Genomic DNA, 23,656 nt, shown 5'->3' with positions numbered 1-23,656 from the left:
GAGCCTTCCATGTTCGATCTGATCATTCGCAATGCCAATCTGCCTGATGGCCGCAAGGGCATCGACATTGCGGTCGAGGACGGCAAGATCGCAGCAATCGAAGCCTCGATCGCCGCCGAGGCAAAGGAAGAAATCGATGCGACCAACCGGCTGGTGAGCCCGCCCTTCGTCGATCCGCACTTCCATATGGATGCGACGCTTTCGCTTGGCCTGCCGCGCATGAATATTTCCGGCACGCTTCTGGAGGGCATCGCACTTTGGGGAGAGCTGCGCCCGATCGTGACGAAGGAGGAGCTTGTCGATCGCGCATTGCGCTACTGCGATCTCGCCGTCACCCAAGGCCTGCTCTTCATCCGCAGCCACGTCGACACCTCCGATCCAAAGCTGGTGACAGCCGAGGCGCTTCTGGAGGTGAAGGACAGGGTCAAGCCCTATATCGACCTGCAGCTCGTCGCCTTCCCGCAGGATGGCTACTATCGCGCCAAGGATGGCGTGGCCTCTCTTGAACGCGCGCTCGACATGGGCGTCGATATCGTCGGCGGCATTCCGCATTTCGAGCGGACGATGGATGAGGGCAGAGCCTCGGTCGAGGCACTTTGCAGGATCGCGGCCGATCGCGGCCTTCCCGTCGACATGCATTGCGACGAAACCGACGATCCGATGTCGCGCCATATCGAGACGCTGGCGGCAGAGACTATCCGCTTCGGACTGCAGGGCCGTGTCGCAGGCTCGCACCTGACCTCGATGCATTCGATGGACAATTATTACGTCTCCAAGCTCATCCCATTGATGGCGGAGGCGAAGATCAACGTCATCCCCAACCCGCTCATCAACATCATGCTGCAAGGCCGGCACGACACCTATCCTAAACGGCGCGGGATGACGCGCGTGCGCGAACTGATGGATGCCGGGCTCAATGTCTCCTTCGGCCACGATTGCGTGATGGACCCCTGGTATTCGATGGGCTCGGGCGACATGCTCGAAGTCGGTCATATGGCCATCCACGTTGCGCAGATGGCGGGCATCGAAGACAAGAAGAAGATCTTCGACGCACTCACCGTCAACTCCGCCAGGACGTTCGGCCTTGAAGGCTACGGCCTGGAAAAGGGCTGCAATGCCGATTTCGTCGTGCTGCAGGCCGTCGACACGCTGGAAGCGCTGCGCCTGAAACCCAATCGCCTCGCCGTCATCAAGCGCGGCAAGGTCATCGCCCGCTCGGCGCCGCGCATCGGCGAGCTTTTCCTCGACGGGCGGCCTTCGCAGATCGATGGCGGGCTCGATTATGTGCCTGTCGGGAACTAACACCTCGCCAGCCTGACAAGCGATATCATTGCAACGTCGCTGATCGTGCTTTCTCCGTGCGGTCGAGCCAAGCATGATCTGCGCCACAAAATTCGGCGGCAACAGCACGCTGCATATCCAATATTCGTCGCGGCGGAAGTTCCCTCGCGATGCTCTTCCTCATCCAGTAAATCACATATGCATCACTGAAACGAACTTTACTTTACAGCTAACATGTCAGTATGCTACGCACTAACTCATGGGTTTGGGAGGATCGGATGAGTGAGAATTTTGGCCTGTCGGCCGCGCTGGCAACAGCTTTCGACGCGGATGGCGAGATTGCAATCCCAGGCGTGATCGAGCAGGCGAAGCATTGCCTTGCCAATGGCTGCAAGAGCGTCACCCTTTTCGGCACCACGGGCGAAGGCGCGTCGATCGGCATGCAGGAGCGCAAGCAGGTTCTGGCCGCGATGCTCGCCGCCGGCATTGCGCCTAAGCAGATCGTCATGGGCGTGCTCGTCGATGCCGCCGAGGATGCGGCTGCCCAGGCTGGACAGGCGCTGGCGCAAGGTGTCCGCAACATTCTCCTCGCCCCACCCTCCTACTTCAAGAATGTCAGCGACGACGGCCTCTTCAAATGGTTTTCGGCCGTTTTCACCATGCTCGGCACCCATGCCCGCGACGTGATCGTCTACAATATTCCGTCGGTGACGATGGTGCCGCTCTCGATCTCGCTGGTCGGCCGCCTGCGCGCCGCATTTCCGGATGTTGTTGTCGGCGTCAAGGACTCCTCCGGCGATTGGCCCTATACCGAGGAGTTGCTGAAGACGCATGGCGATCTCATCATACTGATCGGTGACGAGCGGCATCTGGCCCGCGGCGTTCGGCTCGGCGGACAGGGAGCAATCTCCGGCATGGCAAATCTCCTTCCTCGCGAAGTTCAGGTCATGGCGGAAAAGGGCATCGACGACGCCAATGTGGAGCGCTTCGTCGGGCAACTGCTGAACTATCCGGTCATCCCCTCGATCAAGGCCATTCTCGCCCGTCTGACGGAGGACGATGGCTGGCTTGCCGTACGCCCACCCCTCGTGGCGTTGAACAGCCAAGATTCCGACACGCTCTTTGCTGCTTTCGGCGCACTGTTTCGCGCCAAGGCAGCCTAACCGATCAGCCCGGAGCTGCCGATGGACGGACCAGGCGAACAGACGACGTTGAGAGAGAAAGCCTATGAGAGCTTCACGCGCCATCTTTTGGCGCGCGACGTTCGCCCTGGGCAATTCATATCGCAGCGGCGGTTGGTCGAACTAACGGGACTGACGCTCGGCGCGATCCGCGAATTGATCCCGCGCCTGGAGGCCGAAGGGCTGATCAAGACGGTTCCGCAGCGGGGGCTGCAGATCGCCCATATCGATCTCGACCTGATCCGGGAGGCTTTCCAGCTCCGTCTCTTTCTGGAAAAGGAAGCCGTCGCGCTGTTCACCTATTCGGCGTCAGACGAGACGATTGGCAAGCTTTTGAAGGACCATCGCGATATCGCGGATGCCATTCGGGCCGGCGACAGCTCGCAAGAACTCGAACTTCACGCGCAGTCGGTGGACTGGGGCATGCACGATGCCTTCATCGATGCCCTCGGCAACACGATCATCTCGAATGCCTATCGGGTCAATTCGATCAAGATGCGGCTGATCAGCCAGGACAGGTTTCGCATCAACGGCCATGTCGGCCCGGTTATGGAAGAGCATCTGAAAGTGCTTGAAGCCATTGAGAGGCGCTCAGCCGAAGAGGCGGTTACCGCGCTGGTAGCCCATATCGGCGGAGCGCGGGATCGCGCGTTAAAGATGTAAACAGCTTTAGACAACAGGCCGCGAATGAGGAGATTTTCGGCCAGAGGAGGAGGAACAACATGTCATCGTCATTTTTCAATCCGACACGTCGCGGCTTCATGGCCGGCACGGCCGCACTAGGCGCAACGAGCCTTCTGGGCGTGCGCACCGCCTCGGCCGCGGTAGACTGGAAGCGCTTTGCCGGCACGACGCTCGAGGTCAATCTGGTCAAGAGCCCGCGCAGCGAGACGATCCTCAAATACTTAAGCGAGTTCGAAGCCCTGACCGGTATCAAGGTCAATGCCGAGGCGACGCCGGAACAACAGCAGCGACAGAAGACCACGATCGAGCTCAGTTCCGGCAAGCCAAGCTTCGACGTCGTGCATCTGAGCTATCACGTCCAGAAGCGCCAGTTCGAAAAGGGCGGCTGGCTCGCCGATATCAGCGGCTTCATGAAGGACCCATCGCTCACCGATCCCTCGCTGACGGAAAGCGATTTCGCTGAAGCCGGCCTGAAATTCGCCAAGGATTCCGCAGGTGTCATGCGCTCCCTGCCCTTCTCGGTGGACTACTGGATCGTCTACTGGAACAAGGCCCTGTTCGAGAAGAAGGGCCTCGCCTATCCGGAAACCTTCGAAGATATGGCGAAAGCCGCCGAGGTGCTGACGGATAAATCGACCAACACCTATGGCTTCGTCGCCCGCGGCCTGAAGAATGCCAACGCGCCGGTCTGGACGACCTTCATGCTCGGCTATGGCACGACGCCGCTTTCGGCTGACGGCAAGCTGCAGACGGAATCGCAGGGCGCGGTCGACGCTGCCAAGCTCTATCAGCGCCTGATGACGAAATCGGCACCTCCCGGCGTTTCCGGCTTCAACTGGGCGGAAGCGCAATCGGCCTTCCTGCAGGGCAAGATCGGCATGTGGGTCGATGGCGTCGGGTTTGCGCCGCCGATCGAAAACCCGGAAAAATCCCGCGTCGTCGGCCAGGTTGGCTACGGCGTCATGCCGAAAGGACCGAATGCGCAGGCAGCGGCGACGACCGGCGACGGCCTCGGCGTGACGGCGGCCAGCCAGAAAAAGGAAGCCGCTTATCTCTTCTGCCAATGGGCGATCTCGCACGACATGGGCGCGCGCCTCCTGCAGGCAGGCGCCGGTGTTCCCTTCCGCCAATCCATCCTGGAGGATCAGAAGGTGCGCGAGGGTGTAAAGATGCCGGGTGCCTGGCTCGATGCCGTCGCCGGCTCCGCCAAGGTCTCTCAGCTCGCCTTGCCCGTCATCATCCCGGTCACCGAGTTCCGCGACATCTATGGTGTCGCGCTGACGAACATGATCGGCGGCGCAGATCCCGCAGCTGAACTGAAGACGGCGACCGCCCAGTTCGAGCCGGTTCTGGCACGAAGCGAGGGATGATGGCTTCCGTGAGCATCGAAGATACTGCGGCGAAGGCAACCAAAGGAAGGAGCAAGCCGCGAAGGCTTGCTCCCAACTACTGGCCCTTTGTCATTCCCGCTTTGATCGTCATTGCCGCTGTCATCGTCTTTCCGTGGGTCTTCACCCTGTGGATGAGCGTGAACAAGTGGACGCTCGGCCAATCGCAGAGTTTCGTCGGCTGGGACAATTATGTCCGGCTGGCGACTGACGCACGCTTTTGGGAATCCCTTTGGCACACGGTTCTCTATACCGTGCTCTCCGTCGTCGGCCCCTTGATCTTCGGAACGCTGGCCGCACTGATCTTCGATGCGAACTTTCCGTTGCGCGGTTTCCTGCGTGGCATCTTCGTCATGCCGATGATGGCAACGCCGGTTGCCGTGGCCCTCGTCTGGACCATGATGTTCCATCCGCAACTCGGCGTGCTCAACTACCTGCTATCATTTGTCGGCATCGGACCGCAGGAATGGATCTACAACCAGGCAAGCGTCATCCCCTCGCTTGTTCTGGTCGAAGTCTGGCAATGGACGCCGCTGGTCATGCTGATCGTGCTCGGCGGCCTCGCCTCCGTGCCGCGCGAACCCTATGAAAGCGCTGAAATCGACGGCGCCAACGCCTGGCAGAAGTTCCGCTATCTGACACTGCCGATGATCTCGCCCTTCCTCATGATCGCCGTCATCATCCGCGGTATCGATGCGATCAAGAGCTTCGACATCATCTATGCGATGACGCAAGGCGGCCCGGGAACGGCATCCGAGACCATCAACATCTACCTCTACAACACCGCCTTTTCCTATTACGACATCGGCTATGGCTCGGCCATGGCAGTGGTGTTCTTCATCCTCATCGTCGCGCTCTCCTTCATCCTCCTGATGATGCGGCAGCGGACGAAATGGACCGATACGGAGGGACATTGAGATGAAGCGCTCGACACTCAACCGTATCGGCCTGTTCTTCGTGGCCCTGGTCATCGTCTCGCCCGTTATTCTATTCTTCCTTTGGATGATCTCGCTGTCGCTGAAATACGAGATCGACAATGGCGCCTATCCACCAATACTCATTCCAGACCGTTTCGCCTGGACGAACTACGTCAATGTCTTCCAGGAAAACAACTTCTTCCTCTATTTCTGGAATTCGATCCTTGTGACGGGGGCAGCCACCCTGCTCGCGCTCGTCATCGGCGTGCCGGCCGGCTACGGCATTGCGCGGCTGAAGGCAGAGAAGTCGGCTATCGTCATCATGATCGCCCGCATGACGCCGGGCCTATCCTTCCTCATCCCGCTGTTCCTGCTGTTCCAATGGCTCAATCTGCTCGGAACGCTCTGGCCGCAGATCATCATCCATCTCGTCGTCACAGTACCGATCGTCGTCTGGATCATGATTGGCTATTTCGAGACGACGCCGATGGAACTGGAGGAGGCGGCAAGCATCGATGGCGCGACGCCATGGCAAGTCTTCCGCCTCGTCGCCCTGCCGATCGCCCGTCCCGGCATCGTCGTCGCCTTCATTCTTTCGGTCATCTTCTCGTGGAACAATTTCGTCTTCGGCATCGTGCTTGCGAGCCGCGAGACCCGCACACTGCCGGTGGCCGTCTATAACATGCTCTCCTTCGAGCAGGTGAGCTGGGGACCGCTTGCGGCGGCGGCCCTGATCGTGACGTTGCCGGTGCTCGTGCTGACCATGTTCGCGCAACGACAGATCATCGCCGGTCTGACGGCCGGCGCGGTCAAATGACCGCCTCCCCTTTTGGAAAGGATCACATTCATGGCACCCGTCAATATACAGAGCATCCAGAAGCGCTATGGCCAGGTGAAGGTCATCCATGACATTAGCGTCGATATCGCCGACGGCGAATTCGTTGTCCTCGTCGGCCCTTCGGGCTGCGGAAAGTCCACCCTGCTGCGCATGATCGCCGGGCTTGAAGAGGTCAGCGACGGTGAAATTCATATCGGTCGGCGCGAAGTCAGCCATCTGCCGGCGCGCGACCGCGATATCGCGATGGTCTTTCAGAACTATGCGCTCTATCCGCATATGACGGTCGCCGAAAACATGGGCTTTGCGCTGAAGCTGAAAAAAGCAAACGCTTCCGAAATCGCCGCCAAGGTGCAGAAGGCGGCCGCCATCCTTGGCCTGGAAAATCTACTGGATCGCCTGCCCCGTCAGCTTTCCGGCGGCCAGCGCCAACGCGTCGCCATGGGCCGCGCACTGGTGCGGGATCCGCAGGTCTTCCTGTTCGACGAGCCGCTCTCCAATCTCGACGCGAAGCTGCGCGTCCAGATGCGCGGCGAGATCAAGTCCATGCATCAGCGCGTCGGTACGACGACGATCTACGTGACGCACGATCAGGTCGAGGCCATGACCATGGCCGACAAGATCGTCGTGCTGCATGGCGGCTTTATCGAACAGGTCGGCGCGCCGCTCGATCTCTATGACCGACCGGCCAATCTCTTCGTCGCCGGCTTCATCGGCTCACCGTCGATGAACTTCATCGACGGCAGGATCGAGGAAGGCGTCTTCCGTAGCGACAAGGGTCTCATCCTGCCCTTGCCGGAGGGCTTTCCGATCACGGAGTACGGGGGACGTCCCCTCGTCTACGGCATCAGGCCCGAACATATCCGCGCTGCGGCAAGCGGCCTGTCGGCAAGCGTCGGCATTGTCGAAGGCACGGGATCTGAGATCTATGTCAAGCTCGATTGCGGCGGCGAGGAAATCTCCTGCCTGTTCCGCGAGCGGCTGAATATCCGCTTCGGCGACAAGATCGAAATCGGCGTCGATCCGGCAAGCATCCATCTTTTCGACAAGGCAAGCGGAAAGCGACTTTGACCGCTCCATCCATCTTCGATCCGCCCGCCGGCGCGGCCAAGCACGTTCTTTGCGTCGGCGCCGCTGTTCTCGATACGCTCTTTCGCGTCCATGCCCTTCCGCACGGTCAGGGGAAGGTTTTGCCTTATGACATGCTGCAGATCGCCGAAGGCATGGCCTCCAGCGCTGCCTACGCCATTGTCCGGCTCGGTGGCGAGGCGAGCCTATGGGGCGCCGTTGGTGACGACGATACCGGCGAGCGCATTATCCGCGATCTGGATGCCGCCGGCATCGATATGGACGGCATGCTGCGTGTAGGCGGCGCCCGTTCCGCTGTCTCGACGATCCTGGTGGACGATGACGGCGAAAGGCTGATCGTTCCCTTCTACGATCCGAAGCTGCACCATACAGTGAAGGAATTCACGGCCGAGCATATCGCTGCATTCGATGCTGTGCTGGTGGACGTTCGCTGGCCGGCGCTGGCGCTGCAGGTTCTCAAAACTGCCAGAGCGATGGGCAAGCCCGCCATTCTCGACGGCGACGTGGCTCCTGACGGCATCATCGAACAACTGGCACCGGAAGCGACCCATATTGTCTTTTCCGAGCCGGCCGCACAGCGCCTGACGGGAGCGAGCGATGTGTCCGCGATGGCGCATCGTCTGAAACAGCGCTTCGATCATGCTTTCATCTGCATCACGGCAGGGTCGGCCGGCAGCTACTGGTTCGACGAGCAAAACAACGCCGTCGCGCATTGCCCGACCATTTCCGTCAAAGCCGTCGACACGCTTGCCGCAGGAGACATCTTCCACGGCGCCTTCGCGCTGGCGATTGCCGAGGGAATGGCGCCGGCAGACGCAATCCGCTTTTCCTCCATAGCCGCCGCCATCAAGTGCGAGTCCTTTGGAGGACGATCCGGGGCACCGACGCGGGCCAACGTCATCCGCCGATCCCGTTCGCCTTGAAAGCCCGGTCGCGAGCGCAGCATTCTCGATGAGGCCACGTCTTCCACCCGCCACGGCGAGGTTGCGGCCTTCTTTTCAACAATGGCAATCAAGGCAATCACTGAAAATCGAACACACTGAGACCGGCCGCCATTTCATCGAGGCCAAGCGGGCGCGTCACCGGCGGTTCGGCTCTCGCCAGACAGCCCTGCCGTTCGCAAAGGCGACAGGCGGGGCCGATTGGGATCTGATTGGCGCCCAACCCCTTGCCATAGACCACCTCGTCGCGATGGGCGATATCGCAGCCGATCAGAAGTGCCGTGCGGCGTACCCTTTCTCCGAAATCGGCTCGCGGTCCCTCAAGCGTTCGCGATACGGTCAGGAAGCCGGCCCCGTCAGGCATCTGGGCAGCGTCCACCAATATCTGTCCGGGCTGAGCGAACGCGGCATGGATGTTGAGTTTCGGACAGCCGCCGCCGAAGCGCCCTTGCGGAAAGCCTTGGGCGCCCGCCTTGCGCAGGCGATGGCCGGCATTGTCGATCTCCATCAGGAAAAACGGGATGCCGGATGCGCCTGGTCTTTGCAGGCTGCTCAGCCGCGTGGCGGCTTGCTCATAGGACACGCCGAAGCGAGCGCCGAGGGCTTCGATATCATAATGCATTCGCTGCGCTGCCGCGAGGTAGGCGCCATAAGGCATCAGAAGCGCATGGGAAGCGTAGCGCGCCAGCTCGAAACGGGCGACGCGATTGGCTTCGGGCGTCGAAAGCGCGAGGGCGTTCAGCTCGGCGGCGATCTCCTCGCGCAGAACCAAAAGCGAGACTTCTGTCGCAATCTCCCGGATCTGATCAAAGGGCGACAGACGCTCCGACAGGAAAAGCCGCATCGAATGCCGGTCATAGCGTCGACGCAAGCCAGGCATGGCGTGCACCGGCAATAGGCGTACCGCGATGCCATGCTCGGCCTTTAGCCATGCCTTCAAAGCGCCCGTCAGGTCGTCGCCGGGCGATAGGCGTTCATGGAAGGTCTCCGCAGCATCTTCGATGCCGGCAAAGAAATTCGGGCGCGATTGCAGGCGATCGTGAACCTCGTCGAGCGGCAGGCGCGGTCCGGCGACCTCGGCAACCCGGCCCTCGCGGCCCAGAAGCTCGGCGAGATCGGACAGTCTTGCGGCCTGCTCGCGATAGGCGCGATAAAGCCGGATCATGCCGTTTGCCGCATTCGGCGCAGCTTCGGCGAGCTCGATCAGCTCCTGATCGCCGGGGATCTCGCCTGCCAGCAATGGATCGGCAAAGATTTCACGCAATTGCCCTGCGCTGCCGCCCTGCTCGCCCTGCAATTCGTCGAGATCAACCTTGTAGACCGCCGACAGCTTCAACAGCAATTGTACGGTCAGTGGCCGCTGATTGCGCTCGATGAGATTGAGATAGGACGGCGAGATATCGAGCGCCTGCGCCATCGTCGTCTGCGTCAGACCGAGGCCCATGCGGATGCGCCGAACCTTCGTGCCGGCAAAGATCTTGCGCTCAACCATGTGTCATACCTTTTACAATTCTTCAGTCGGCAATCTTTTACAAGATTTACAATTTTACCGAAGACGGATGTCAACAATAATACATCATAACCCTTTTATATAACGGCATTTTCCAGTTTTACTCGCTGTTTCAACATCAATGTTGTAAAAATAGTTATGCAGTCGAGATCGATCGGAGGATCGAGAGAAAAGTATCGGGAGAATAGTATGACAGATTTTTACAAACTGGTTCCCAGCGCGCCCGCCGGACGTTTCGATGGTATCGAGCGCCCCTATCAGGCCGCGGTTGTGGAGCGGTTGCGCGGCTCGATCACCATTCGGCACTCATTGGCCGAAATGGGTGCAAACCGTCTCTGGCAGCTCATTCACGAGGAGGATTTCGTCAATGCGCTCGGCGCGCTTTCCGGCAATCAGGCCATGCAGATGGTTCGCGCCGGCCTGAAGGCGATCTATCTCTCGGGATGGCAGGTCGCCGCCGACGCCAATACGGCCTCGGCCATGTACCCCGACCAATCGCTGTATCCTGCCAATGCGGGTCCAGAGTTGGCCAAGCGCATCAACCGCACGCTGCAAAGGGCCGACCAGATCGAAACCGCCGAAGGCAAAGGGCTTTCCGTCGACACATGGTTTGCGCCGATCGTCGCCGATGCCGAAGCGGGCTTCGGTGGCCCCCTCAATGCGTTCGAGATCATGAAGGCCTATATCGAGGCGGGTGCGGCCGGCGTCCACTTCGAGGACCAGTTGGCATCGGAGAAGAAATGCGGCCATCTGGGCGGCAAGGTGCTCATTCCGACGGCGGCGCATATCCGCAATCTCGACGCGGCGCGGCTTGCCGCCGACGTCATGGGCGTGCCGACCCTTGTCGTGGCGCGCACCGATGCCGAAGCAGCGAAGCTTCTGACCTCGGACATCGACGAGCGCGACCGACCCTTCGTCGACTACGACGCCGGACGGACGGTCGAAGGCTTCTATCAGGTCAGGAACGGCATCGAGCCCTGCATCGCCCGCGCCGTCGCCTATGCACCGCATTGCGACCTCATCTGGTGTGAGACGTCGAAGCCGGATCTGGAACAGGCGCGGAAATTTGCCGAAGGCGTGCATCGGGTCCACCCGGGCAAGCTGCTAGCTTACAATTGCTCGCCGTCCTTCAACTGGAAGAAGAACCTGGATGATGCGACGATCGCAAAATTCCAGCGCGAGCTGGGCGCCATGGGCTACAAGTTCCAGTTCATCACGCTTGCCGGCTTCCACCAGCTGAATTTCGGCATGTTCGAGCTCGCCCGCGGCTACAAGGCTCGCCAGATGGCCGCTTACTCCGAGCTGCAGGAAGCCGAATTTGCAGCGGAGGCCAATGGCTATACCGCCACCAAGCACCAGCGCGAAGTCGGCACCGGCTATTTCGATGCGGTCTCGCTGGCGATCACCGGCGGCCAGTCATCGACAACGGCCATGCACGGATCGACAGAGCATGCCCAATTCAAACCGGCAGCAGAGTGATATCAGGAAATTAGGAGGAGAATGACATGGCATCGATAGCACGCGTTCGCGAGAGAGCGGAGGAGCAATCTCTCACCATGAATGCCGATCAGCAGGCGGTCATCCGCATGCTGGCCAACGAACTGCATCGCCTCAACCAAACCGTCATGAATGCGGTCGAGGCCGGCGTTTCGGTCGAGCTCGTCCGCTCGGCCCGTCACCACGGCGGCAACGGCAACTGGGGCGACCTCCTGATCCCCGTCGTCGTCGCCAAGGCAACGCAAACGGCATAACGAAGACAGTATTCAGCGAATGTTCGGGCCGCGCCGTCAATCGAGGGGCGGCCCGTTTTCGTGGCTGCAATCAGGGCGTAGCGTCGCTGGCGAAGTCCGCAAACGTGTGCTCGATCGCCTCCGCGCTTGCACCGGACGCGACGAGGGATGCCAGCAAAATTCTCGCCTGCCCCGGGCGTAGCGTCGAGGAATGGATTGCCCCGGCCGCAGCAAGGTCATGCCCGCCGCCGCCACCGCCATAGCTGGAAACAAGCAATCCATCCGGTACGCGGCTGGAAACCACGACGGGTACGCCGACATCGGCACACCGCCTGACGGCTTCGACCAGACGCGGATTGGCATTGCCGGAACCGAGGGCAGCCAGAACGATGCCATGGGCGTCGGCCCTAAGGCTCGCATCCACATGCACCGAGTCACAGCCAGGGTAGATTGCGACGACATCAATCCGCACGTTATCAAGTGCCGCCGCAAGGCACGGGCTTGGCGGATTTTCGAGCGGCCGCGATTGTCGAAAAGCGTCGGCAACATCGGAAGAGTGCTTATAAAGCCCCCAAGCCGGCAGCAGGCGGCCGCCGAAACAGACGAGCACGCCGCGGCCCGCATTGGCCGGATCGACGGCTGCGGCAACGGCCGCGGCGAGATTACCCGGTCCGTCGGCTTTGGGATGATCAGCGGTAAATTGCGCACCGGTAAACACGACGGGCTTAATCAAGCCATGCTGCAGATGGACAAGCAGCGCCGTCTCTTCCATGGCGTCCGTACCATGCAAAATGACGATGCCGCTGATGGCATCATCGGCGAGCAGTTCGCCGACCTTGTCGCTAATCTCCTGCATGTCAGCGAGCGTCAGGCTCGCCGAATCCTTCGCCATCAGCTCGATGGGTCTGAGATCGACAGGCATGTTGGGAAGAAGCGCCAGCAGGCTTTCACCCGTCAACGACGGTATGCTGGCGCCGCTATTGGTGCGCTCGCTTGCAATGGTGCCGCCGGTGGCAATGACTGCCACCAGCGGATTGACTTGCCCTGCCGTCACGACTGGCCCCGCTCGGCCGCCAGCCGATAGATGCGGTCACGCAACAGATACCAGCCGATGACAAGAGCCGGTGCGATCAGAATGAGGGACGCAATCGTCCACGTGCCGACGGGATAGTCGAGCGCCATCAGCACCAGTACCGCGAAGAGGAAAACGAGCGTCAGGATACCGGTGTAGGGCGCGCCGAACATGCGGAAATCCGGGCGGGCCATCTCGCCGCGCTGCGACAACTTCCAGAGCTTCAGTTGGCACAATACGATCACGCCCCAGGCGGAGATGATACCGAGCGCCGAGATATTGAGGGCAATCTCGAAAGCGGCCGACGGAACGACGGCGTTCAGCGCCACGCCGATGACGGTCACGACAGCCGTCACGGCGATGCCGACATAAGGCACACCGGCCTTATTCATCTTGGCGAGCGCTGCCGGTGCCGAGCCCGAAACCGCCATCGAATGCAAGATGCGACCCGTCGAATAAAGGCCGGCATTGAGCGAGGACAGAACGGCCGTCAGCACGACGAGGTTCATGATGATATCGGCACCTTGGATGCCGATCGTCCCGAAGAAGGTGACGAACGGGCTCTCACCCGCCTTGTAGGCCGTGTAGGGCAGAAGCAGCGACAGAAGCAGGACCGAGCCGACATAGAAGACCAACAGACGGGCGACTACCGTGCGGATCGCACGTGGCATCACCTTGCGCGGATCCTCTGTTTCACCGGCGGTCGTGCCGATTAGTTCGATCGATGCATAGGCGAAGACCACGCCCTGTATGATGACGAAGGCCGGCAAGATGCCATTGGGAAAGAAACCGCCGCTATCGCTGATGATGCTGAAGCCTGCCGAATGACCGGCAATCGGCGTACCTGACACGACGAAATAGATGCCAATGACGAGGAAGCTGACCAGCGCCAGAACCTTGATCAGGCTGAACCAGAATTCGAGCTCGCCGAAGACCTTCACCGACAGAAGGTTCATGGTCAGCACCACCAGCAGCGCGATCAGCGCGAAGACCCACTGGTCGATACCGGCCAGCCAGGGCACGTAGTGCTTGAAGAAATTCATGTAGAGGGCGACGGCCGTCACATCGGCAACCGATGTCATGGCCCAGTTCAGCCAGTACATCCAACCGACGGCAAAGGCCATTTTCTCACCGTAGAACTCGCGGGCGTAAGAAACGAAGGAGCCGGAGCTCGGGCGGTGCATGATCAGTTCGCCAAGCGCGCGCAACACGAGAAAGGCAAAGAAACCGCAGAGCGCATAGACGAAGATGAGAGCCGGGCCTGCCGCGGCAAGGCGTCCGCCTGCGCCAAGGAAAAGACCGGTGCCGATCGCGCCGCCAATGGCGATCATCTGGATCTGCCGCGGCTTCAAGGCCTTGTGATAGCCAAGGTCCTCATTGACCGGCGGCCGGCGATCCGCCGGAATATTCTGAATAGGTTCGACTGACATTGCTCCTCCCTCGAGCCGTTTGTCCATGAGCGGATCCGGGGTGCTGGTGTTGCACCCGACCGGATGCCATTGCCTTAATCTGGCCGTCGATCGAACTTAGCGATCGCCGGTCATGCTGTAATGCTGTATGACAGATTTCCTCTTAGACACAGAAATAACGGCGGGTCAAGCCAAACGACACTTATTGACGCGGCGGGAGCTAAGGGATAACTGATTTCTAAATCTGTCATACAGCTTGACAGATTTAGCTTGATTTCCATGTAGGAGGATAATGTGGTCAAGACGCGAAGCGAGTATGACCTGCTGGGCGAGAAGGATATTCCCGCCGAGGTTTATTGGGGGGTGCACACGGCAAGAGCCGTGGAGAATTTCCAGGTGACGGGAACACCGATCGGCCGCTATGCGCATCTCATCCGAGGCTTGGCCTTCGTCAAGGAAGCAGCGGCTCTTGCCAATCACGAACTGGGCTTGCTGAGCGAAGACAAGCTCGATGCAATCGTGCGCGCTTGCCGCGAAATCCGCGCCGGCGAGCTTCACGACCAGTTCGTCGTCGACGTGATTCAAGGCGGCGCCGGCACTTCCACCAACATGAACGCCAATGAGGTCATCGCCAACCGCGCGCTCGAATTGCTCGGCCATGCCAAAGGCGACTATACTCACCTTCACCCGAACGATCACGTCAATCTAAGCCAATCCACCAACGACGCCTATCCGACGGCCGTCAACGTCGCGCTCATCGAAGCAATCGACAATCTCGCGGCGGCAATGGAAACGCTGCAGGAGGCCTTCGAACGCAAGGCCAAGGAATTTGACCGCATTCTAAAGATTGGCCGCACGCAGCTGCAAGACGCCGTGCCGATGACGCTTGGTCAGGAATTCAGGACCTTTGCCGTCATGCTCGGGGAAGATCGATCCCGCCTGATCGAATCGGCCGCCCTTCTGCATGAGGTCAATCTCGGCGCTACTGCCATCGGCACCGGCCTCAATGCGCCTGTCGGCTATGCCGCCCTTGCCTGCACCCATCTCGCTCGGCTGACGGGCCGCCCGCTGGTTACCGCAAGCGACCTCATCGAAGCAACGCAAGACCCTGGCGCCTTCGTCCATCTTTCCGGCGTACTGAAACGCGTCGCAGTCAAGCTGTCGAAGACCTGCAATGACCTGCGCCTGCTCTCTTCCGGTCCTCGCGCGGGCATCGGCGAGATCACGCTGCCGGCGATGCAGGCCGGCTCGAGCATCATGCCCGGCAAGGTCAATCCCGTAATCCCGGAAATGGTCAATCAGGTGGCGTTCTCCGTCATAGGCAACGACATCACCGTGACCATGGCGGCAGAAGCGGGGCAACTGCAACTCAATGCCTTCGAGCCGATTATCGTGCGTTCGCTGTCGGAAAGCATCATACATCTGACCGCGGCCTGCCATATCCTCGCCGAACGCTGCATCGATGGCATCACGGCCAATCCGGCTCTGATGGCGCAGCGCCTGCAGGAATCGATCGGCCTTGCGACGGCACTCAATCCGCTGATCGGCTATCAGGCGGCAACCAAGGTCGCTCGGGAGGCGCTGGCAACCGGACGCACAGTGCCGGAAATCGTGCTGGACCATGGATATCTGACCGCAGAGGAGCTCTTCGAGGCACTGCGGCCGGAGCGCCTCGCCAACTTGCCCGCTGGTCTCAACGATGCGGCTGATCCTCGCCGATGATCGTGGTCACCACGCGCTTAACCTGACCGAGATGGGCCTCCATTGCCGCGATGGCCCCCTCCTCCGATGCCGCCGCAATCGCCTCGACGATGCGGCGGTGCTCGACATTCGAGGCCACGCGGCGCTGGGCCATCATGTTGACAAGCTCCGACTGGCGCATCAGTGCGTCGCGGGCGTCGGAAACGATCTTGGAAAAGACGGCGTTTCCGGAAGATTCGGCAATCATCGAATGGAATTCCGAGTCCAGAGTTACCCACTTCAGAGGGTCTTCTTCCCGGTCCATCTCATCGCAAAGTTCAAGCAATCGCACCAATTGCTGCTCTGTGCGCCGCAGTGCCGCCCAGCCGGCGGCGGGAACTTCGATGAAGGGACGCGCCTCGATCAAGTCGCGCGCGGAATAGCCGCCATAATGGAGTTCCGGACCGGGAGTGGAGGTCAAAACATAGGTGCCGCTGCCCGTGCGCGTCTGGGTGAGGCCGAGCGTCTGAAGCGAACGGAGTGCTTCGCGGATGATCGGGCGGCTGACACCATAGTGCACGGCAAGCTGCGACTCGGCGGGCAGCCGTGTCCCGACCACCAACCGTCCCGATGTTATCGCCGAACGAATATCCTCAAACACTGCCTCGGCAGCGTTTTTCCGACTGATCGGACTTGTATCAGATAACCAATCAGCCACCTCACTCATGACAGTCAAACTTCACAAACATTCCGCGCTTGTCAAGGATCCGCTCACGAAATGGCGCTTGCTCGCCGGGCCGCAACACAATTCGAAAAGCTGACTTTATGTTGATAACGCCATCGGCAACAACTTGCACTTGATACCGCCCTCGCCGGCGATATAAAGAAATCCCTATTCCTTTATGTGGAAGGTCATCGTGCCCTTACCCCTCTTCGCTTTGTTTCTGGCCGCCTTTGCTTTCGGCACGACCGAGTTCGTCATCGCGGGGATTCTTCCGGACGTGGCGCAGGGTCTTGATGTCTCGATCCCTTTTGCCGGCTATCTGGTATCGGGTTACGCGCTGGGAATCGCACTCGGCGGACCACTCCTGACCATGGCGACACGACAGGTTTCGCGCCGGACCATTCTGATCGCTCTGACGATCGCCTTTTGCCTGGGTCAGATCGCCTGTGCGCTTGCGCCCGATTTCGCCGCTATGCTCCTCTTCCGCGTCGCGACGGCAATTGCTCACGGCGCCTATTTCGGGATTGCCATGGTGGTCGCGGTTGGCCTCGTGCCGCAGGCATTTCGCGGTCGCGCCGTGTCCGTGATCCTTGCAGGCCTGACGGTTTCCAATATTGTCGGCGTTCCTCTGGGCGCGGCGATCGGTGGACTTTGGGGATGGCGGACGACGTTTTGGGCTATGACCTTGGTCGGCCTCCTCGCATTGGCCGCGGTATGGGCCTTGATCCCGCAGACGAAGGCAGAATCCCAGCAATCCGGCCATTTGAGCGGCGAAGTCCGCGTTCTCGGCCGCCAGCAGGTCTGGACGTCCCTCATCATGATGCTCGCTTTGATGATCGGCCAGATGGTGCCGTTCACCTACATAACGCCCCTTCTGCGTGAAGTGACGGGCCTTGATGCCATGCTTATTCCCTGGGTCCTCCTGCTCAATGGCGTCGGGGCGACATTGGGAGTTGTGATTGGAGGCAGGCTGTCGGACTGGAAGCTGATGCCCTCGCTTATCGCGATGCTCGCCATCCAGTCCGCAATTCTCGTCATTCTCTACCTGGTCAGCCCCTACCCCTTGCCGATGAGTGTGGCGATCTTCGTTTGGGGCGCGCTTAATTTTGCCATCGGCACCCCTATCCAGGCTCGCATCCTGATGTGGACCGCCGATGCACCGGGTCTTGCTTCCTCACTCATTCCATCAGGATTCAATATCGGCATTGCGATCGCAGCAAGCGTCGGTGCGGCGCTGCTCGAGAGTGGATATGGCTATCGCAGTTTGCCGGTGCTGGGCGCGATCACGCTTGCCTTGGCCTGCGTGGTTGCCATCCTCTCGGCTACGAGCGAAAGGCGAAGCGGCGCCGTTCCTCCAAATGCGGCTTTCACGTAATTTCTATTGGAAGGCCGCGGCCTTAACACCGGCCGCCGGCACAGAAGTCAGACAATCAGCCCTTTCATCGGCAGGACGTGATCCGAGCCCGGGAAAACATCGCGCGTCAACAGGGTCGGCGACGCACCAAGAAGATCGACCGCGATACCCTTGACCACAGCGCGCAGATCCGTCGTGGCGGCAAGATCGCGGCCATCGCGCAATTGCGCCTGTTTGAGCCCAGGCCAATCCGCGATCACCCGGCCGCCCTTGATCGCCCCGCCGGCGAGGAAGGCGGCAGTTCCGGTGCCGTGGTCGGTGCCCTGGGTGCCATTGACCTGCGCCGTACGCCCGAATTCGGTTGCGACAAGAATGACCGTATCCTTCCAGGCCGGACCAAGCTCCTGCTGGAAGGCGGCAAAGGAATTGTCGAGCCCGACGAGCAGCTTGTTCAGCCGATCGACCTCTCCGGCATGGGTATCCCATCCTTCGAAAGCCAGTGCCGCAACGCGAGGCCCGTCGTCTTGAGCCAACAGGCGCGCCGCACCTCTGGCCATCTGTTCCATGCCAGTGGGGTCGCCGGGGCCTCCCTTCGCCTTGACATCGAGGCCGGCGGCGATCTTGCCGGTCGAAATGCCTTCAGCGAGGATTTTCGCAAAGAGCGGATCGGTGTGGCTGTAGAGATCCATCAGCCGCGGCGGTAGATCATCGCTCACTGGCTGGAGGGTCGACGGCGACCAGCCAAGTACCGGCGCCCTGCCGCGAATGACAAGCGGCGCATTCGCGCCGACCGAGAGGCCTCGGATCTCCGAAGTTCCCGGTGAAACCTTATCGCCCTTCGGCAGTCCCTCCAGCATCCGGTTCAGCCATCCGGATTCGACGCGACCGGGCATTTCGTAACCGGACTCCAGCACATCCTGACCATCGAAATGGGATCGATCGCGATAGGGCGTCGCACTGGCATGCACGACGGCCGCCTGACCTGCACGATAGAGCCGATTGAAATTCGGCATCGAAGGATGCAGCGCAAAGAAGCTGTCGAGCGGCAACGCCGCCCCGGGGCCGCTCGTCGTCATGGCGATTGACTGCCGCAAGGCCTGATAGTCGGGGTCACCAACGGGTGGGACGGCCGTCAGACCATCGAGCGCGCCACGCAGAATGATCGTGACGAAACGCGGGTCGCGCCCGCCGGCGGCGTGAGCGAAGCGCGGGATGAAGGCCCAGGCAAACAAGGCGCCGGAAGCGCCAAGCACGGCACGACGGGTGGGGGTCATGAGTTCGCAGGTCATGGTCAGCGCCTTTGAAATTCGGGTGAAAGATAAGCGATCGTCAGGCCCTGTTTGCGGGTTTCCGCACGCGATACCGCCTGTAGCGTTTCGTTCGAAAGAAGCGGTCCCAGGTTATCGGACACGAAACTGCGGGGATCGACCTGGGGCGGCACCGCATTCGCGATCATGTTGGCGACATCCATACGCATGCTCAGGCTCTCGCTGGAGGCCCAGACATCGGCGGTGTCGGCAAAACCATTGGGGCCGGCCGGCGCCCAGAAGGGTTGGCCCATCGCAGTCAAGGCGCCGAGAATGACATTCGGCTTCGGCGTCTCGCCGCTTGCCCGCAAGAGCGCGGTCATGAATTCCAACGGCGAGCGAACCTTCGACAGCGTCGGATTCCATGCGTCTTCGGAGCTTACGAGCGCCCGATAGACGGCGGAGAGATCGCCATCCGTCTTACTGAAGGTCGCCGCAACGGTCTGCACAAGCCCTGGCGGCGGCGTATCGGCGACGAAATGCCGGACGAGCTTGGTGGCGATATGCTGTGCCGTTGCCGGATGGCGGGCGAGATCGCGCAGCGCTTCACGCCCCTGCCCCACGCCATTGTCGGCATAGGTGAGACCGAGCAGCGTCTGATCGCCGGGCTCGTGGGCACCGGCATTGAAGACGAAGGTGCCAGGCGCCCCAAGCTTGCCGTCGGCGCGCGCCACCGTCCAGCCGGTGATGATCTTGGCAAGCGTTGTCACATCCGTCTGCGTGTAGCCGCCGTTGACGCCAAGCGTGTGGAGTTCCAGCGTCTCGCGGGCGAGATTCTCGTTCAAACCGCGCTTCTTGCTGGCATTGGCCTTGGAGTTCGGCCCGATCGATTGCTGGTTGTCCAGATAAGCAAGCATAGCCGGATGGGTCTCGACAGCAAGCAGCATGTCGGCGAAACGCCCGAAGACATGCGGCCGGATCGCTTCGCGCTCGAAGGCGCCGGCAACGATGTGTACCTCCTCGCTCTTCGACACGGCGACCGCGAAATGGTTTGCCCAGAACATGGCAAGCCGCTCGCCAAAACCGATCAATGGCTGCCGGATAGTGCCGTTGAAGCGGGCATCCACTTCCGCCAGCAGGATCTGCTGCGGCAGGTAAGGCATTGTAGGCTTTTCCAGCTTCTCGACCGCCTTGCCGATGGCAGCCGCCATGGCTTGGTTATTCGGCGGGGCCTGATTGGTCGGTTGAGTGGCCATTGCCTGATTGTTCTGCTGCCCTGGCATGGCGCCCGGAGGCTGCACCGGTGGCTTCTGCGGCGGCTGCGGGCCTTGCATCTGCTTGTCCTGAGGCACGGCGGCGACAGCGGCTGCGGCCTGTTGTCTGGCCTCCTTGCGCTGTTCCTGGAATGCGTAGAGAGAAACGAGAAGATCGGCGGTCGATTGCAGCTGCGGGCCGACCGGAACCGGGACGAAGCGCTCGGTGATTTCTTCCAGCAACGCGCCGCGCGGATCCGATGCGATCGACGTGGTGCCGTTGTGGTCCGCCCCTAGCCCAAAGCGGGAAAGGGCGAGCGCGGCATAAACATCATTGGACTGCTGGGCCATGACCTTGCCAACTCCTGCATCAAACATGCTCCTTTAACGCAGGCCTGGTTTCGATCCGTCGCTCCGCAACTATGATCATTTTGTGGCAGCGGCCTTGGGCATGCTGCGGCGGACCAGGCTTTCCGCCAGCGCCCGACGCTCGTCGTAGGAAAGCCCTGCCGCAAAATCGACGGCACGCTGCTCCAGCTTCGCCCTCAAGGCGATATCGGCATCGCGCGCCCTCGCCAGCGCGGCCGAGAGCGCCTCTTTGTCCAGCGTCGGCTGCCCAAGAATGGAGGCGGCGTCGACCTTCGCCTGCTGCGCCTCGAGAATGATCTGACGTTCATCCTTGCGGGCTTCGTCGAGCGCAGCACGCAGAGCCTTCTTCTGCGCCGAAGGCAATTGCTCGCCGGCTAGCGGCATCATTCCGGCCCGCGCCTGCGTCTTGCGTATCCAGGTCAGCCCGCCGCCGGCCAATGCTCCGACCAGGAACGTATTCAGCACCAAAAGAAAAATGACCACTATTCGAAAGCTGCGTTCCGTCATTGGCTGTCCTGTTGCGCTGTACCCGCGTCCGGCCCTATATCGCCGAACATGGTCGCGGTTCCTTCGGAGACGAGTGAGGTATCGGACGTCAAGCTCGGGGCCAAGACGGCAATGGCGATGCTGCCGGCAAGCGCGCCGGCTATGCCGACCCCCACGAGGCCGATGCCGGCCGAGCCGAAGCGAAACCAGTTTCTTATCGTCAGGCGGCGAACGAGCTTTGCGAGAATTCGCTCTTCAAGGCCGGCGTGGCGAGGCTTCACGACGTAGGTGTCGAGCAACGCATCCAGATCGGCCGCGCGCGCAAGCGTTTCGGCGGCGGCATGGCTCTTGGCAAAATCCCGTGCGGCCGCGCGCTCAGCCTGTGGCCATCGGCCAATATCGCCGCCATAGGCCGCGGTCAGCGCTTCGAACCGTTCGGCATTCATCGGACCCGCGATATTTTCAACCATCGCCCTCATCCTTCAACAAAAGCCCCTGCAAGGAGCGCCTTCCACGCGCAAGCAGGCTTTCCAGTGCATCGACACTGACATCCATGACCTCAGCCGCCTCGACGTTCGACAGCGCCTGATAATAAACCAGAATGATCGCCTCGCGCTGCCGGGGCGCAATCATCTGCAAGGCCCGTTCGACGCGTCTCGACGGATCATCCTCGCTCATCAAGTCCGCATCCGGCGCCGGCCCTTCATATTCGATGTCAGGCGGATGTTCGGCAAGAACGTCCTTGCGGCGGCGCAGGCGATCATAGCAAAGGTTGATCGCCACACGATGCACCCAGGTGCTGAAGCGCGCGTTGCGCTGGCGCCAGCCGCCGGCATTTCGCCAGATGCGCAAAAATGTCTCCTGCGCCACATCTTCGGCCTCGGCCGCATCGCCAAGCATGCGGGTCGCGACGGCGACGATGCGCGGCAATTGCCGCGCGACCATCATGCGCATCGCCGAAACATCGCCTGCAGCGATTCGGCCAAGCAGATCCTCATCCTGGTCGCCACTCTTGGGCGCGCGATCCCACTTCATCGACAATCGCCACCGCTCCAGTTCACCGCGATAGTTGTATGGCACCTCAGCCTCGGCCTTATAGCCGGCAAACAGTGCCACTTGGATCGCAGCATCTCGGTCAGCGTATCATCCTTCGACATCAAACGCGGGTTCACGAGAATTGAACGCGGCGCTTATGCAAATCCGTCGCTCTTATGCCAGGAATTTTCGAATTCTCTTTCCACGCTGAAAGACGATTTGCGCTCGAACTATTGTCAGCTTGCAAGAAGACAGACGAAAGCTCAAGCTAGGTCGGAGCCGCAGCAGATCGCTTGTCGACCGGTCCCGCCAGTTCGACCAAAGCCATGGCGGTCAGACCCGCCGCATGACGGCGGGATCAAGACTTCGATGATCGATATGAGCTGACGGATCTGCGAACGCCGCAGGCTAAATGCATCATAGGCTTCAACTTGAACGCTGCATCGCTTCCGGAACAAGCGGATCGGGGATCGCCCGGCCAATATATTTCGCCATCATGGCTATATCAGCATTTGCACTTTCCGATTTTCACTTCACAACATGGGGAAATTGCTCACGGAAACTTGCGCGTGGCTTATAGCGCTTGACAGGATATATTCTGTTACGATTTGCTTGCTCAATTTTTGAGGATAGATAAATACCTCCATTCCGTTGAGCATCGCTGGTATATGGGCTCCAGCACTGAACGGTATGATGGAAGAAGAATATCAATAAGAGGGGCGCAGCTTGAACATCGGTTTCTGTGGAGAGGTGAATGAGGCGAACTAAGGAGGAGGCGGCAGAAACGAGGAACGAGATTTTGCAATCCGCAAAAGCTCTGTTTCTCGACAAGGGCTACGAGAATGTCAGCCTGGAAGAGATAGCCGTAGCCGCCGGTGTCACGCGGGGGGCAGTGCATTGGCATTTCAAGAACAAGCAAGGGCTGATGTTCGCGATCCGCGACGAGGCCCAGCAGCCGTTCAAGGATCTGGCGGAGCGGATGTCGAAGGAACTGCCGCCCAACCCGCTTGATCTCATCGCCGATACCATAGCCGCGATATTTGACGATATTCACAGCGACCCGCGCAAGCGTAGCATGCTGAAAGTTATGATGCATCTCGACATGGCGTTTTGCGACGGCACCACAAGCCGTGCGAGTTCGTTTCGGCACGACATGCACGAAAATTTCGAACGCATATTCACCCTTATGGATGAAAAGACAAAACTTCCGCCTCCCTGGACGCCGGATACCGCCTCTTCCGCATTGACAGCGGTCATCGGCGGCCTGATCACCGAATGGACCCTCGACCGAGGCAGCTTCGAACTGGTCCCGTGTGGACAGATGTTCATAAAGATGGTGCTGAAGACCTGGTTCCCGCTTGCACAGACGCAGGAGCTGGCGATTGCCGCGATGATACCGGAAAAAGCCTAGAACGGTTTTCCCTTCGGAATTGAAGAGAACCAACGACGGCGGTTTGAAGCTTCTGCCGCG

At 60.5% G+C, this 23,656-nt stretch carries 22 protein-coding genes; 13 read left to right on the top strand and 9 right to left on the bottom strand.

The window, feature by feature from the left end; all coding sequences use genetic code 11:
* Positions 1-9: 9 nt before the first annotated feature.
* The 8 genes from FHX05_RS17090 (at position 10) to FHX05_RS17055 (ending at position 8,298) form a co-directional block, all read left to right on the top strand.
* Positions 10-1,302: an amidohydrolase family protein gene (locus tag FHX05_RS17090; RefSeq protein WP_183873189.1), complete on the top strand. Its 1,293-nt coding sequence runs from the start codon at positions 10-12 to the stop codon at positions 1,300-1,302.
* 257 nt (positions 1,303-1,559) lie between these two features.
* A complete protein-coding gene (locus FHX05_RS17085) occupies positions 1,560-2,444 on the top strand; it encodes a dihydrodipicolinate synthase family protein (RefSeq protein ID WP_183873187.1) in 885 nt (294 codons plus the stop codon).
* Between the two features lie 21 nt (positions 2,445-2,465).
* The gene (locus FHX05_RS17080) at positions 2,466-3,125 is read left to right on the top strand and encodes a GntR family transcriptional regulator (RefSeq protein WP_183873185.1); all 660 of its coding nucleotides are present in this window, start codon (positions 2,466-2,468) and stop codon (positions 3,123-3,125) included.
* A gap of 59 nt (positions 3,126-3,184) precedes the next feature.
* On the top strand, positions 3,185-4,516 hold the full coding sequence (locus FHX05_RS17075) for a sugar ABC transporter substrate-binding protein (RefSeq protein ID WP_183873183.1): 1,332 nt from the start codon (positions 3,185-3,187) through the stop codon (positions 4,514-4,516).
* Complete coding sequence (locus FHX05_RS17070) at positions 4,516-5,451, top strand: sugar ABC transporter permease (protein ID WP_183873586.1); 936 nt, start codon at positions 4,516-4,518, stop codon at positions 5,449-5,451. The genes FHX05_RS17075 and FHX05_RS17070 overlap by 1 nt, the downstream gene beginning before the upstream one ends.
* 1 nt (position 5,452) lies before the next feature.
* Positions 5,453-6,268 (top strand): carbohydrate ABC transporter permease, encoded by an 816-nt coding sequence (locus FHX05_RS17065; protein ID WP_095436787.1) that lies wholly within the window; start codon positions 5,453-5,455, stop codon positions 6,266-6,268.
* 30 nt (positions 6,269-6,298) lie between these two features.
* Positions 6,299-7,357 (top strand): sn-glycerol-3-phosphate ABC transporter ATP-binding protein UgpC, encoded by a 1,059-nt coding sequence (ugpC, locus tag FHX05_RS17060; RefSeq protein WP_183873182.1) that lies wholly within the window; start codon positions 6,299-6,301, stop codon positions 7,355-7,357.
* Positions 7,354-8,298 (top strand): sugar kinase, encoded by a 945-nt coding sequence (locus FHX05_RS17055; protein WP_183873180.1) that lies wholly within the window; start codon positions 7,354-7,356, stop codon positions 8,296-8,298. Before ugpC ends, FHX05_RS17055 begins: the two co-directional genes overlap by 4 nt.
* Positions 8,299-8,395: 97 nt before the next feature.
* Here FHX05_RS17055 and FHX05_RS17050 read toward each other — a convergent pair whose 3' ends face one another.
* Complete coding sequence (locus FHX05_RS17050) at positions 8,396-9,808, bottom strand: XRE family transcriptional regulator (protein ID WP_183873178.1); 1,413 nt, start codon at positions 9,806-9,808, stop codon at positions 8,396-8,398.
* 207 nt (positions 9,809-10,015) lie between these two features.
* On the opposite strand from FHX05_RS17050, the gene aceA reads away from it, so the two are divergent.
* Positions 10,016-11,305, top strand: a complete 1,290-nt coding sequence (gene aceA, locus FHX05_RS17045) for an isocitrate lyase (protein ID WP_112611483.1) — start codon at positions 10,016-10,018, stop codon at positions 11,303-11,305.
* A gap of 26 nt (positions 11,306-11,331) precedes the next feature.
* Positions 11,332-11,577 carry a hypothetical protein gene (locus FHX05_RS17040; protein WP_015342730.1) on the top strand — a complete coding sequence of 82 codons (246 nt, stop codon included), beginning with the start codon at positions 11,332-11,334 and terminating at the stop codon, positions 11,575-11,577.
* A gap of 70 nt (positions 11,578-11,647) precedes the next feature.
* On the opposite strand, the gene FHX05_RS17035 is transcribed toward FHX05_RS17040, so the two are convergent.
* Both FHX05_RS17035 and FHX05_RS17030 read right to left on the bottom strand, forming a co-directional pair.
* Positions 11,648-12,610 (bottom strand): asparaginase domain-containing protein, encoded by a 963-nt coding sequence (locus FHX05_RS17035; protein ID WP_112611485.1) that lies wholly within the window; start codon positions 12,608-12,610, stop codon positions 11,648-11,650.
* Positions 12,607-14,058 carry an amino acid permease gene (locus FHX05_RS17030; protein ID WP_112611487.1) on the bottom strand — a complete coding sequence of 484 codons (1,452 nt, stop codon included), beginning with the start codon at positions 14,056-14,058 and terminating at the stop codon, positions 12,607-12,609. The genes FHX05_RS17035 and FHX05_RS17030 overlap by 4 nt, the downstream gene beginning before the upstream one ends.
* A gap of 273 nt (positions 14,059-14,331) precedes the next feature.
* Between FHX05_RS17030 and aspA the strand changes: the two genes are divergently transcribed.
* Positions 14,332-15,759: an aspartate ammonia-lyase gene (gene aspA / locus FHX05_RS17025; protein WP_183712417.1), complete on the top strand. Its 1,428-nt coding sequence runs from the start codon at positions 14,332-14,334 to the stop codon at positions 15,757-15,759.
* Here the strand turns inward: aspA and FHX05_RS17020 are convergent.
* Positions 15,731-16,444 (bottom strand): FadR/GntR family transcriptional regulator, encoded by a 714-nt coding sequence (locus FHX05_RS17020; protein WP_183873176.1) that lies wholly within the window; start codon positions 16,442-16,444, stop codon positions 15,731-15,733. The genes aspA and FHX05_RS17020 overlap by 29 nt on opposite strands.
* A 190-nt stretch (positions 16,445-16,634) precedes the next feature.
* Between FHX05_RS17020 and FHX05_RS17015 the strand changes: the two genes are divergently transcribed.
* Positions 16,635-17,816: an MFS transporter gene (locus FHX05_RS17015; protein ID WP_348648323.1), complete on the top strand. Its 1,182-nt coding sequence runs from the start codon at positions 16,635-16,637 to the stop codon at positions 17,814-17,816.
* Between the two features lie 47 nt (positions 17,817-17,863).
* On the opposite strand, the gene FHX05_RS17010 is transcribed toward FHX05_RS17015, so the two are convergent.
* From FHX05_RS17010 to FHX05_RS16990, 5 genes are all read right to left on the bottom strand, one after another.
* A complete protein-coding gene (locus FHX05_RS17010) occupies positions 17,864-19,084 on the bottom strand; it encodes a DUF1501 domain-containing protein (protein ID WP_183873172.1) in 1,221 nt (406 codons plus the stop codon).
* A 2-nt stretch (positions 19,085-19,086) separates the two neighbouring features.
* On the bottom strand, positions 19,087-20,646 hold the full coding sequence (locus FHX05_RS17005) for a DUF1800 family protein (protein WP_183873584.1): 1,560 nt from the start codon (positions 20,644-20,646) through the stop codon (positions 19,087-19,089).
* A gap of 75 nt (positions 20,647-20,721) precedes the next feature.
* Positions 20,722-21,171 carry a periplasmic heavy metal sensor gene (locus FHX05_RS17000; protein WP_113231070.1) on the bottom strand — a complete coding sequence of 150 codons (450 nt, stop codon included), beginning with the start codon at positions 21,169-21,171 and terminating at the stop codon, positions 20,722-20,724.
* A complete protein-coding gene (locus FHX05_RS16995) occupies positions 21,168-21,620 on the bottom strand; it encodes a hypothetical protein (RefSeq protein WP_183873170.1) in 453 nt (150 codons plus the stop codon). The genes FHX05_RS17000 and FHX05_RS16995 overlap by 4 nt, the downstream gene beginning before the upstream one ends.
* Entirely contained in the window at positions 21,613-22,185 is a 573-nt protein-coding gene (locus FHX05_RS16990; protein ID WP_112339527.1) for an RNA polymerase sigma factor, read from the bottom strand. The genes FHX05_RS16995 and FHX05_RS16990 overlap by 8 nt, the downstream gene beginning before the upstream one ends.
* A gap of 754 nt (positions 22,186-22,939) precedes the next feature.
* Here FHX05_RS16990 and FHX05_RS16985 point away from each other — a divergent pair.
* On the top strand, positions 22,940-23,596 hold the full coding sequence (locus FHX05_RS16985; RefSeq protein ID WP_112339525.1) for a TetR family transcriptional regulator: 657 nt from the start codon (positions 22,940-22,942) through the stop codon (positions 23,594-23,596).
* Positions 23,597-23,656: the final 60 nt, after the last annotated feature.

This window comes from Rhizobium sp. BK491 (assembly GCF_014194925.1).
Lineage (GTDB): Bacteria > Pseudomonadota > Alphaproteobacteria > Rhizobiales > Rhizobiaceae > Rhizobium.
Note: the sequence above shows the minus strand (reverse complement) of the source record. Positions and strands in the feature narration are given on the sequence as shown.